At 44.1% G+C, this 13,574-nt stretch carries 6 protein-coding genes; all 6 read left to right on the top strand.

Going from position 1 to position 13,574, the window contains the following annotated elements:
* Positions 1-315: 315 nt before the first annotated feature.
* The 6 genes from FHS10_RS22525 (at position 316) to FHS10_RS22500 (ending at position 12,914) form a co-directional block, all read left to right on the top strand.
* Positions 316-3,327 carry a glycosyl hydrolase gene (locus tag FHS10_RS22525; protein WP_259095429.1) on the top strand — a complete coding sequence of 1,004 codons (3,012 nt, stop codon included), beginning with the start codon at positions 316-318 and terminating at the stop codon, positions 3,325-3,327.
* Positions 3,328-3,342: 15 nt separating this feature from the next.
* Entirely contained in the window at positions 3,343-6,123 is a 2,781-nt protein-coding gene (locus FHS10_RS22520; RefSeq protein WP_259095427.1) for a family 78 glycoside hydrolase catalytic domain, read from the top strand.
* Complete coding sequence (locus FHS10_RS22515) at positions 6,120-7,550, top strand: arabinose isomerase (protein WP_259095425.1); 1,431 nt, start codon at positions 6,120-6,122, stop codon at positions 7,548-7,550. Before FHS10_RS22520 ends, FHS10_RS22515 begins: the two co-directional genes overlap by 4 nt.
* A gap of 198 nt (positions 7,551-7,748) precedes the next feature.
* Positions 7,749-8,042 carry a putative quinol monooxygenase gene (locus FHS10_RS22510; protein WP_259095417.1) on the top strand — a complete coding sequence of 98 codons (294 nt, stop codon included), beginning with the start codon at positions 7,749-7,751 and terminating at the stop codon, positions 8,040-8,042.
* Between the two features lie 136 nt (positions 8,043-8,178).
* Positions 8,179-8,643, top strand: coding sequence for a thioredoxin family protein (locus tag FHS10_RS22505; protein WP_259095405.1), 465 nt, complete (start codon positions 8,179-8,181; stop codon positions 8,641-8,643).
* Between the two features lie 116 nt (positions 8,644-8,759).
* Entirely contained in the window at positions 8,760-12,914 is a 4,155-nt protein-coding gene (locus FHS10_RS22500; protein ID WP_259095403.1) for a hybrid sensor histidine kinase/response regulator, read from the top strand.
* Positions 12,915-13,574: the final 660 nt, after the last annotated feature.

Here is a 13,574-nt window from a genome sequence, read left to right as displayed (position 1 = left end):
ATACCGATACGTAACGACAGGCATTATGCGAGAAAAACCAAAGCAGGAAAGTATAAAAAGTACAAATAAACTAACTAAGTTAGCGCCATTACTCTCAAGAGGGGATTTGAAAAGTAAGCGGTCCAGGAATATGTCATTGCGAGGCACGAAGCAATCTCATGCTCTACAGGGCGAATATGCATGACGACGCGATTGCTTCGTGCCTCGTAATGACATGATGTATTTGGATGCAGAAAGTTGAAATTCGCAACCCCAATGTTTAGAACTATAATATTTTATAAAACCAATTTACCCAGCCTACCTAATAAATATATAATGTACCGATTCTTCATCTCTTGTCTTATTCTCCTGTTTGGTTCCCAGATGGTAGCCCACGCACAGGTAAGTAAACTAAAAGCCGGCTTTGTGCATCCGCCGGATAGTGCCAAGCCTGGCGTGTACTGGTATTTTATGGATGGCAATATGTCGGCCAAATCCATCACTGCCGATTTGGAATCCATGAAAAAAGCGGGTATTGGTAACCTGATATTTTTGGAGGTGAACGTGGGTATTCCCCGCGGACCGGTTGATTTTTTGAGTGAGGAATGGCAAAATATGTTTGTCCACGCCGTAAAAGAATCAAAACGTTTGGGGATAGAAATTACACTGGGTATTGGTCCGGGGTGGACGGGGAGCGGCGGGCCATGGGTACCCACAGCACAATCCATGCAGCATTTGGTAAGCAGTACTGTAAATGTAACCGGCGGCGCCAAACAGCCCATTGTTTTGCCTCTACCCTTACCCAAACGCCCTTATTTTGGCGAGGGGGCATTTACGCCCGAACTGAAAAAACAATGGAATGATTTTTATGAGGATGTGGCGGTGATCGCTTATCCAACGCCTGCCGCGGCATCGCCCAAAATTGCCGATATTGACGAAAAAGCACTTTACTACCGTGCGCCATATTCGTCGGCACCAGGTGTTAAGCAATATTTACCTTATGTGGCCACGTATACCGAGCCTGCAAAAGACGCGGTTATTGATAAAAACAAGATAATTGATCTTACCGGCAAACTAAAAGCCGATGGTGGGCTTAATTGGGTTGCACCGGCCGGAAATTGGACTATTATGCGTTTTGGTAAACGGAATAACGGCGCTATCACCCGTCCGGCGCCGGTACCCGGTTTGGGTTTTGAGGCCGATAAGTTTGATACCGTGGCTTTAAACGCCCATTTGGATAATTACGTAGGCAGGTTGTTGCGTAAAACGGGCAAGCCCGATCCGAATTTGCAGGGCGGTTTAAAACGTCTGCATATTGATAGCTGGGAAATGGGTTCCCAAAACTGGACGGCCCGCTTCCGTGAAGAGTTTACCAAAAGGAGGGGCTATGATCCATTGCCATTTTACCCGGTTTACGCGGGCGATATTGTAGAAAGCAAAGAGATCAGCGAGCGCTTTTTGTGGGACCTGCGCCAAACATCACAGGAACTGGTATTGGAAAATCATGCCGGCCATGTGAAAGAGTATGGGCATAAATTAGGTTTACAGCTTTCTATCGAACCTTATGATATGAACCCCACTGCCGACCTGGAGCTGGGTAATATTGCCGATGTGCCGATGTGCGAATTTTGGAGTAAAGGTTTCGGCTTCAATTCATCTTTCAGTTGTATTGAATCTACTTCGATAGGGCATGTAAACGGAAAATCACTGATCCCGGCCGAGGCCTTTACCGCGCAGGATGAGGTTTGGAAACAGTATCCAGGATCAATGAAAAACCAGGGCGACTGGGCATTTGCTGCTGGTATTAACCGTTTTGTTTACCATACGTTTCAAAACCAATTTCTGCCCGATTCTTTACGCCCGGGGGCAACCATGGGACCGTACGGGGTACATTGGGACAGGAACCAAACCTGGTGGCCAATGGTGGGCAGCTATCATGACTATGTATCGCGTTGCCAGTATATTTTACAACAGGGGCGTACCGTAGCCGATGTACTTTATTTAACACCCGAGGGATCGCCGCACGTTTTCAGACCGCCATCTTCTGCCATGGATGGCGATGTGGTAATACCCGATAGAAAAGGCTATAATTTTGATGGCTGTGCACCAAGCCAGCTTTATAAAGCAAGTGTTCAAAACGGGTTGATCGTGTTTCCGGGAGGGGCAAGCTATAAGCTATTGGTTTTGCCGGCTGTAAAAACCATGACCCCAGCTTTACTGCAAAAAATAACGACCCTGATAAATGATGGTGCCGTAGTTGTTGGTGCGCCACCTTCAAATTCGCCGGGTTTATCGGGCTACCCGATGTGCGACGTGCAGATAAGCACTATGGCTAAATCACTTTGGGGATCTTTACAGGAGCCGGCCCAACAAACCGAACATGCGTACGGCAAAGGAAAAGTGATTTGGGGTGGCGAACTGGATAAACAGATCAATGATCTTTACCCCGAATATGACCTTACAGCCAATTTATTAAAAGCGATGAATGTGGAGCAGGACTTTGCCGCCAACGGGCAATTGCGTTACACCCATCGTGTGGTAAACGGCGAGGATATCTATTTTGTATCTAACCGTACGGGCGAAACCGTAGAAACCACGGCATCATTCAGGAGCATTGTGGGGAAACCACAACTTTGGGACCCTATAACTACCGGGGTGAAAAACTTACCCGAATACACCATGAACGGGGCGGTTACAGCGGTGCCTTTAAAGTTTGATGCTTACCAAAGCTACTTTATTGTATTTGCCAAAAACGGCCCTGCATCATCAAATACCAAAAACTTTGCCCCGGCTAAAGTTGTAAAAACACTAACCGGGCCATGGCGGGTATCGTTTGATCCTAAATGGGGTGGCCCTAAGCAAATTCAATTTAATGAACTGAAAGACTGGACCCAATGTCCTGAAGATGGTATTAAATATTACTCGGGCACAGCAGTGTACCATAAAGTTTTTGATTTGCCTAAAAACATCATCGCCCAAAAAAATAAAAAGATAAGCCTTGATCTTGGCGAGGTAAGCAATATGGCGCGTGTGAAAGTAAATGGTAAAGATGTTGGCGTGATCTGGACAGCGCCCTGGAAAATAGATATCAGTGCTGCCGGTTTAAAAGCACATAACCAGTTGGAAATAGAAGTAGTAAATTTATGGGCTAACCGGCTTATTGGCGATGCCAGGATACCTGGCGATAGCATTAAAGATGACAATCTTTGGCCCGAATGGCTGGTAAAGGGGCAGCACCGTACAAGCCATAGGTTTACTTTTACTACTTACGAGTTTTATAATAAGGATTCGCCTTTGTTAAAGTCGGGTTTGGTGGGGCCGGTTACTATACAGCAAAGCAGCTTTTAATTGATATCAAGATATATGACCTGTTATTATAAGCAGATTTTATTACGGTGGCTGTTGGCCGGCGCTGCAATTGCTTTGATGTTTAACGACGCTTTTGCGCAATTAAACGTAGTAACCACGTTGTGCGAAAACCGGGTTGATCCTTTGGGTGTGCCCGTTCAAAACCTGCATTTTGGTTGGGAAACCTCATCGCAGCAAAATGATCAATATCAAACGGCTTACCAATTGGTTGTTGCCACATCAATAAAAAATTTAAAAGCGGGCGTTTTTGATAACTGGAACTCTGCAGTAATTAAAAGCGATGAAAGCGTTTTGGTGCCTTACCTGGGTAAATCCTTAAAGCCGGGTACAGTTTATTACTGGCAGGTAAGGGTTTGGGATAAAAACAAAAAGGCATCGTCATGGAGCAGGGTCAGTACTTTTTGTACCGGGCTTGAAAACACTGCTGACTGGAAAGGTGCCCGCTGGATTGGTTATGAAGATTTGCCCGATGATATGCGTGTAGCGCCAGGCGTTCATTTCCCTTCAGTATCGCAATTAGGCAACAAAGCGATGCAAAGGCCGGTAGTGCCCAACTTCAGAAAAGAGTTTACCGCGCCTAAAAAAGTAGCCATGGCATATGCTTTTATCAGCGGCCTGGGCCAGTACGAGTTAACGCTGAATGGCCGCAAAGCAGGCAATGGCTTTTTAACCCCCGGCTGGACTTATTATGACAAAACCTGCCTGTACAACGTATTGGACGTTACCAGCCTTTTAAAACCGGGTACAAACGCCATTGGCGTAACCGTAGGAAATGGCTTTTACAATATTAACCGCGAGCGCTATTTTAAATTTGTAGATGCTTCTGGGATGCCCAAACTTATTTGCAGGATAAAACTGGTTTACACCGATGGAACTACCGGGGATATTGTAAGTGACCAAAGCTGGAAAACCGCGCCATCGGCAATAATATTTAGTAGTATTTATGGGGGCGAGGATTATGATGCCCGACTGGAACAGAAAGGTTGGAACACAACGGGCTTTAATGATGCCCAATGGAGAAATGCCGAATTGGTTACCGTACCGAAGGGAATATTGAAGGCCGATCCTGATTACCCGGTAGCGGTTATGGATTCGTTTAAGGTGCAGAAGGTTAGTGAACCTAAGCCATCAGTGTATGTGTATGATTTTGGGCAGAATATTTCGGGTATTTTGGAACTGAAGGTTAAAGGACGTAAGGGGCAAACTGTAAAACTGACCCCGGCCGAAATTTTAACGCCCGGGAAACTGGCCAACCAGGAAGCTACCGGCGAGCCTTATTACCTGTCATATACCCTAAAAGGTAACGGCGTTGAGGTATGGCGACCAAAGTTTACCTATTATGGTTTCAGGTACGTACAGGTTGAGGGAGCTGTGCCGGCCGGCAAAAAAGATACATTACCTATTATTCAACAACTAACATCACTGCATACCCGTAACTCATCGCCCCAAAGTGGTACGTTCAACTGCTCAAATAAATTATTTAACCGCATTTATACACTCATTAACTGGGCCATAAAAAGTAATTACCAAAGCGTGATCACTGATTGCCCTCACCGCGAGAAGCTGAGCTGGCTGGAGCAGGATTACCTGATGGGGAATTCTATCCATTACAACCTGGATAATTATGCTTTGTATCGCAAGCTGGTGTTCGATTTGATAGATGCTCAAAGCAAAGAAGGTTTTGTGCCAGATATAGCGCCCGAGTTTGTAAAATTTGACGGCGGCTTTCTTGATTCGCCCGAGTGGGGCAGCAGCGCGGTGATCCTGCCATGGCAGTTATACACCTGGTATGGCGATAAAGATATACTGCAACAGGCATACCCTATGATGCAACGGTATGTAGCCTACCTGGCCGGCAAAGCCAATAACCATATCCTGAACTATGGTTTAGGCGATTGGTTTGATTACGGCCCAAACCAGCCCGGCGAAGCACAACTTACGCCAAAAGCTCTTACCGCGACGGCCATTTATTATTACGATGTAATGTTGCTGGGTAAAATGGCATCGGTATTAAACAAGTCACAGGATGCTGTCGCTTACGAAAAACAGGCAACTGAGGTTAAGGATGCCTTCAATAGTAAGTTTTTCAATGCCGCTACCAACGTTTATTCAACCGGCAGCCAAACGGCAATGGCTATGCCTTTAAGTTTAGGTTTGGTTAATGAAAGTAATCGCGCCACAGTATTAAAAAACCTGACGGATTCCATCAAACAGCAAAATTATAAGCTTACGGCGGGCGACATCGGCTTTCATTTTTTAATAAACGCGCTCGATAAAGGCGGCCAATCGCAGGTGATTTATGACATGAACAACCGCGATGATGTGCCGGGTTATGGCTATCAGCTTAAAAAAGGGGCCACAGCCTTAACAGAGTCATGGCCCGCATTGGAAAATGTATCAAATAACCACTTAATGCTTGGTCATATTATGGAATGGTTTTACAGCGGACTTGCGGGCATAGCGCAGGAAGATGGCAGTACAGGCTTTAAACAACTCAGCATAAGGCCGCAGCTGGTGGGCGATATCAACAGCGCCAGCGGGACTTTTCATACACCATACGGGTGGGTTAAAACAAATTGGACAAAACGAGCGGATAGTTTCCATTTAGTGGTAACCATTCCGCCTAATACAAAAGCAAACGTATACCTGCCGCTAAAGCCGGGTATGAAGCTATTCGCCAACGGAAAACAAACAACTTATGAACGGTCTGCAGAAAAAGACCTTGTAAAAATCTCCTGTGGATCTGGTAATTATATTTTTGATTTAAATAAATGATAAACAGCAACTTAAAGATCGGTCTATTCGGAATAGGACTGGATGTATATTGGGATCAGTTTGAAGGGCTTAAGGCAAGTCTGGAAGGTTACCTGGGTGGCCTGAAATCAAAATTGGATGAGTTGCCGGTAACTGTGGTTAACGCCGGATTGGTGGATACCGTTGATAAAGCCTTTGAAACCGGCAAACTTTTCAGGCAGGAGGATGTGCAGCTGATATTGTTGTACGTAGGCACTTACGCCTTATCGGCCACTGTGCTGCCTGTTGTACAGAAAGCCAATGTGCCGGTGATCATCTTAAACCTTTCGCCGGGGGATAGTATAAATTACGAACAGTTTAATAAACTGAGCGATCGTATCCAGATGACGGGTACCTGGCTCAAATACTGCTCGGCCTGCCCGGTGCCAGAAATTGCCAACGTGTTTAAAAGAACAGGCATTAAATTTCACCAGGTAACCGGCATGCTTGAAAACGATGCCGAAAGCTGGAAGGAGATCAGTGAGTGGATAGAAGCGGCCAACGTTGCCAACATTATGCAAAACAACCGCATGGGCTGCATGGGCAATTATTACTCAGGCATGTTGGATATCTATACAGATCTAACCTTGCAGATCAAATATTTCGGCGGCCATTTTGAGCACATCGAGGTAGAGGAATTGACCGCGATTAAAAACGAAGTAGGCACCGCTGAAATAGAAAGCCGCGTAGCGGATTTTAAAGACAAGTTCGATATTCAGCCTGATTGTCTGCCCGAAGAACTGGCGAGGGCGGCAAAAACATCCGTTGCGATGGATAAATTAACCGCCAGCTATAAATTAGGGTCGTTCGCGTATTACCATAAGGGCACCGGCATTGCAGATAACGAGGATACGATGAGCTCGATCATCCTCGGTAACTCGCTGCTTACGGCCAACGGCATCCCGGTGGCTGGGGAGTACGAAATAAAAAACGCCCAGGCCATGAAAATCATGGATAGCTTTGGCGCAGGCGGCTCCTTCACCGAATATTACGCCATGGATTATAAAGATGATATGGTATTGATGGGACATGACGGCCCCGGCCATATTGCCATAGCCGAAGGAAAAACCAAAGTGAAGCCTTTGCAGGTGTATCATGGCAAAGTAGGGAAGGGCTTATCGGTAGAGATGGCCGTTAAAAATGGTCCGGTTACCTTGTTGTCTGTTGTTGAAACGGCAAATGGCGCGCTAATGCTGCTGGTAGCAGAAGGTGAATCTGTTGCCGGCCCGATCCTTCAGATAGGTAATACCAACAGTCGCTACCGCTTTTCATGCGGCGCCCGCCGGTTTGTAAATGACTGGAACAGCCACGGCCCCGCGCATCATTGCGCGGTAGGCGTGGGCCACATCAGCAGTAAAATACAAAAGTTGGCACATATATTAGGAATGGATATGGTGAGGGTGTGTTGAGGGCTAAATACTAAGAACCTTTACAATAGTCCTTTGAGTTGAAAAAACTCAAGGGCTTTTTTGTTTACGCTGTTTTTAGTGAACCAAAACAAATTTTTAAATTCATTGTAAGGATATTAACTCAGCCTCGTCAAAGCTTGCATAAATGACCGACGTTAAAAACGGTCAGGTAAAAACACCTACAAAAATCAAAAAACAATGGTAAAATTAGCATTACTGGCCACGCTTGAGGCCAAACCAGGTAAAGAACAAGAAGTGGCCGACTTTATTAAAAGCGCTTTGCCATTGGCAGAGCAGGAGCCAGGCACCGTAAGTTGGTATGCCCTGCAACTCGGCCCATCAACGTTTGGCATATTTGACACTTTTGAAGACGAAGCCGGTCGCGATGCCCACCTTGGCGGCGAAATAGCCAAAGCATTAATGGCAAAGGCCCCCGAACTATTGGCCGAAGCACCGGTTATTAAAAAGGTCGACCTGTTAGCCGTAAAATAATTATCCCCTCCCTTTACAATGCACCGCGCAGTGGTTAACCCCCACGCGGTGCTTTTTTATGCCCCATAAAAATTTTGTAAGGAATGATCAGGCGTCGCGACTAACCAATTGAATCAACAAAGGTTCGGAACAATTTATGATGACTTACATAAAAATAAACAGGAGCACGCTGTTGGTGCTCTTCGGGGTGATTGGCTTGAGTATTGCTTTCGCTGCTTGCAGCAACAAGTTTAAACCGCAATTAAACTCGGCACATGGTATCAACTTCAAGGTTACTACGCTGGCGCAGGCAATGGAATTTTCAAAGGTGCAAAACAAGCCTTTGTTTGTATTTGCACATGCCTCGTGGTGCCCCACCTGCAAAAAAATGGAGCAGGAGGTATTGGTGAAAAAAGAGTTAGGCGAAACTTATAATGCTCAGCTGATTAACATCGCTATTGATGTTGATAGCCCGGAAGGAAAGAAACTCAATGAGCAATACCCGATCAGGGCTACACCAACGCTTTTCTTTTTTAACCCCGATGGTACCGTCGCCAAAAAACTGGAAGGCTTTACTACCGATGAGGAATTGCTGGCCGAAGCCCAAGAGTTGAAAAAATAAGTGTTATCGATACAACTATATTATCACGCAAAACTTCATTTTGTTTGAATATGAATTGGTTTTAATACTACCTTTAAGGTTAGTTATAAACCAATTTATATTTTACCGGTAACTGCATGAAGTTTAAGGCGTTTTTGCTGCTTTTTTTGCTGCGATGTATGGCGCAACAGGTGAGTGCGCAAAATAACCAATTCCAGTTTTCACACCTGGATATCAATGCCGGGCTATCCCATAACCAGGTAAACTGCATTTATAAGGATAAAAGGGGCTTTATGTGGTTTGGCACGTTATCGGGCTTAAACAAATACGATGGCTACAGCATTAAAAGCTTTAAACACATAGCCGGCGATACCACCACGCTTGACGACGACTACATTGTAAGCATCAATCCAGGTCCCGAAAATAAATTATGGATAGAAACCCGCACCGGCTTCAATATTTATGACCCCGCTACCGAGAAGTTTACCCGGAACCTAACAGCCTTCATGTATAAAATTAAGGTGTATGATACTTATATCTTAGCCATTAAAAAAGATAGGTTTGGCAATTTCTGGTTTTTGCAGCACAATAAAAATCAAGGGGTTTTTAAGTACAATCCTGTTACCAATACCACCATCAACCTTACCCACAAAAATACCGATACAACCTCGATAGCATCAAACTTGGTTACCGATTTATCGGTAGATTCAAAAGGCAACATCTGGCTGGTATCCAACTCCGGTATCCTGGAGCGCTTAGATCCTAAAACATACCAGGTAAATTACCGCTTAAAGCTGGGCAATTTGCCATCGGCTCTAAGTTCGAGCTATAGAATATATATTGATAAGCAGGATGATCTTTGGGCCTTTGTACCGAGTTATTCGGCGGGTGTGTTTTACATCAGTACGGTAAATAAAGTATTTAAACATATTGTTAAAGCTACGGGTACTATCAACACAGACGTAATAGCGGATGTTGTCCAGGACGATGAAAACCGCATCTGGATTTGTACCGATCACGGCGGCATCAATCTTTTAAACAAAAAAGATTTTAAAACCCAGTACATCACCAACCGCGAAGACGATAGCAAAACCCTCGGTCAAAACAGCATAACCTGTATTTATAAGGATAATAGTGGTATAATCTGGTGCGGAACCTACAAAAGAGGGGTGAGCTACTACCACCAGAATATTATAAAGTTTGCAGGTTACACGCATCACCTGTCTGATAAAAAGAGTCTCCCCTTTAGCGATATCAACAACTTTGCCGAAGATAAAGCCGGCAACATATGGATTGGCACCAATGGTGGCGGGCTAATTTACTGGGATAGAAAAAACAACACCTTTAAACAATACCTGCATAACGCTGCCGATAAAAACAGCCTCACCAATAATGTAGTGGTTTGCCTGTATTTTGACCACGAGCAAAAGCTATGGATTGGAACGTATTACGGCGGCCTCGATTGTTTTGATGGTAAAACTTTCAGGCACTACAAACATAGCGATGGCGTAGCTGCCAGCATATCCGAAGACAGGGTTTGCTCCATCACCGAAGATAGCGACCATAATTTGCTGGTTGGTACCTTATCTGCCGGGCTTAACATATTGGATAAAAACCGGAATGTGACGGGCATTTACAGGTATGATGGGGATATGAACAAAAATAGCATCCACTCTAACTATATCAGCGCGTTAATTGAAGACAGGCGTAAAAACATCTGGATAGTAACAGCTTATGGGGTAGACCTTTTATTGAAAAAAGATCACCGGTTTTTGCATTACCTGCATGATGACAAAGATCCCACCAGTCTCATCAATAACAACACCAACAACATCCTGGAAGATAAAGACGGCCTGATTTGGATAAGCACCCGGGAGGGAATCAGCATATTTGATTATAAAACTGGCAAGTTCACCAATATAAACAAAGCCGATGGTTTGCCCGATAACACCATTATTGATTTGCAGCAATACAGCCGCAACAATATATGGGCGAGTACGCCCAATGGTTTATCCAGCATTTTTGTCGATAGGTCATCAGCAAAGCTTAAATTTCGTTTTGTAAACTATAACGAAACAGAGGGACTGCAAGGGCGCGAGTTTACCGAAAATTCGTCGTACCACACCCGGGAGGGCGAACTGTTGTTCGGTGGGGGTAACGGGTTTAATATTTTTAAACCGACAGATCTGCTAACCAATAAAAATCAGCCCAACCTGGTATTTACCGATCTGCAAATTTTTAACCAAACCGTAAAACCGGGTGATAAGGTAAACGGATCTGTTATTTTAAACAGTTCTATAGTGGGTTTGAAAAACCTGAGCCTAAAATATAATGATAACGTATTTGCCATTGAATTTGCGGCACTCAATTACTTTAATCCCGATAAAACAAGGTACCAATACCGCATGCAAGGCTTTGATAATAACTGGATAGACGCCGATAACAAAGTACGCAAAGCCACCTACACCAACCTTGATGCCGGCGACTACATATTTAGGGTACGTGCAGGCAATAACGAGGGCTGGAACAGTAATGAGCTTTCGTTAAACATAAAAATATCGCCACCATATTGGAAAACTACCTGGGCTTATATTTTATACGCCGCGTTGGCCATAGGCTCATTGTTATACCTCCGTAGGCGGGGTATTCAAAAAATACGCACCCAGTTTTCTATTGAAAAGGAGCGGGAAGAGGCTCAGCGCATGCACGAGCTGGATTTAATGAAGATAAAGTTCTTTACCAATGTAAGCCATGAGTTTCGCACGCCGTTATCGCTTATCATGGCCCCGGTTGATAAGATCCTGAAGCAGGTTGCAGAGCCTGAAGTACAACGGCAGTTAATGCTGGTGAACCGTAATGCCAAAAGGCTGCTCAACCTGGTAAATCAACTACTCGATTTCAGAAAGATGGAGTACCAGGAATTAAAGCTGCATAAGATGAATGGCGATATCATCAGCTTTATCAAAGATCTTTCATTCGCGTTTACGGATGTGGCCGATCAAAAAAGCATCCGCTTTGTTTTTGACGCCGAAATTGAAACCTATTACACCAGTTTTGACCATGATAAAATAGAGCGCATCATGTTCAACCTGCTGTCAAACGCTTACAAATTTACCCAGGAAGGCGGCCAGGTAAGTGTTTTAATAAACCTGATACATAAACGGGATACTGATGAACAGTTTTTAGAGATTAGGGTGATAGATACGGGTATAGGTATTGCCGCCGATAAACTGGATAAAATATTTGATCCTTTTTTTCAAAACGATTTGCCTGGCTCTATGCTTAACCAGGGCAGCGGGATCGGCTTATCTATAACCAAAGAATTTGTAAAACTGCACGAGGGGGAGATTTACGTAGAGAGCGAGTTTAACCAGGGGAGTTGCTTTACCGTACTGCTACCGCTTATGCAATTAGATGCCAGTGTTTTCACGGATACGCTTTTACCGTTCAATCATGATAATGAATTTTGGCTGGAAAATGGTGCAGTTAAAACCGAAGTTTTCAAAGAACCCCGCGATGGCAAGAGACCAACCGTTTTGCTGGTAGAAGACAATGACGATTTTAGGTTTTATATTAAAGACAACCTAAAAACAGCATTTAATGTTATTGAGGCCGAAAACGGCAAAAAAGGCTGGCAAAAAGCATTGGCCCAGCATCCTAACTTAATTGTTAGCGACGTTACCATGCCCGAAATGAACGGTATCGACCTGTGTTTGAAACTGAAGAACGATAAACGTACCTCGCATATCCCCGTGATATTGCTCACCGCCATGACCGGCGAAGACCAGCAGCTGAAGGGGCTGGAAACCGGTGCAACGGATTACTTAACCAAGCCTTTTAACTTCGAGATCCTGCAATCAAAGATCCGCAACATCCTGAGTCAACAGGAAAGTATGCGAAAGACCTATACCAAACAAGTGGAGGTTAACCCAACAGAAATGCATGTAGATTCGCCTGACGAGGTTTTTATTAAAAAGGTGTTGATACTGATAGATAATAACATCGCTAACCCTAACTTCTCGGTAGAAGAACTAAGCAATGAGGTATTTGTAAGCCGTTACACGCTTTATAAAAAAATCCTGGCCATGACGGGTAAAACACCCAATGAACTGGTACGTTCCATGCGCTTAAAACGTGCCGCACAGCTCCTGGAAACAGGGCACTTGACCATATCACAGATCTGCCACAAAGTAGGCTTCAAAAGTCAGAAATACTTTGTTAAGATGTTCAAGGCCGAGTATAACACCATCCCATCAAAGTACGTTGAGGCCGCTGAAGAGGCGGAGGCGTAATCAAAACCGCTACTATCTACCGTGAGCTTTAAGCTCATTGATACCATATTGCGTGTACACATCTTTGAAATCTTATTACTAAATAAACCGATGTCATACGAACGAACCTGAGGGGAATTGTGCGCCGGAGGTGAGGAGAAATATACATCTTTTGGTTGCCTTTTAAAGTTATGGATTAGAGTGGATTCTTCACGATGTCCAGGATAACAGTATTTTGAATTGTGCCAGGTAAAATTCACTGCGACCAGTAACTTTGCATTTAACCCCTTTAAGAATAAACTCGCCCGCCAACAATTGCCAATTAATCACCACAAGGCAATACTATTATCTCAGTTTAAAAAGTATTAGCTCAATATGGTAGGTATACATTTGTAACTTTTAAAAATCAATTCGCCTGATTTATTTGTCAGTAATATAATTAAATAATTGATAATCAATATGTTAATTAAGGTTGACATTTGTGCCCCTATTTATCCACAACCGGGTTTGGTTTCGCATATAATTTTACCCTCAACAAAACGGATAACCGGCAATTGCTTTCAAGTACATCTGCCGGCTATTAAACCTGAAGAATTAGTTTACAAATTTTAGTGGAAATTTTAACCCGCAATTTATTGCGGGTTTACCTGTAAATGCAGCTTGTAATTAAAGCCGCTGTGC

This window comes from Mucilaginibacter dorajii (assembly GCF_024808255.1).
Classification (GTDB): Bacteria; Bacteroidota; Bacteroidia; order Sphingobacteriales; family Sphingobacteriaceae; genus Mucilaginibacter; species Mucilaginibacter dorajii.
This window is presented reverse-complemented; position numbering and strand designations above follow the sequence as displayed.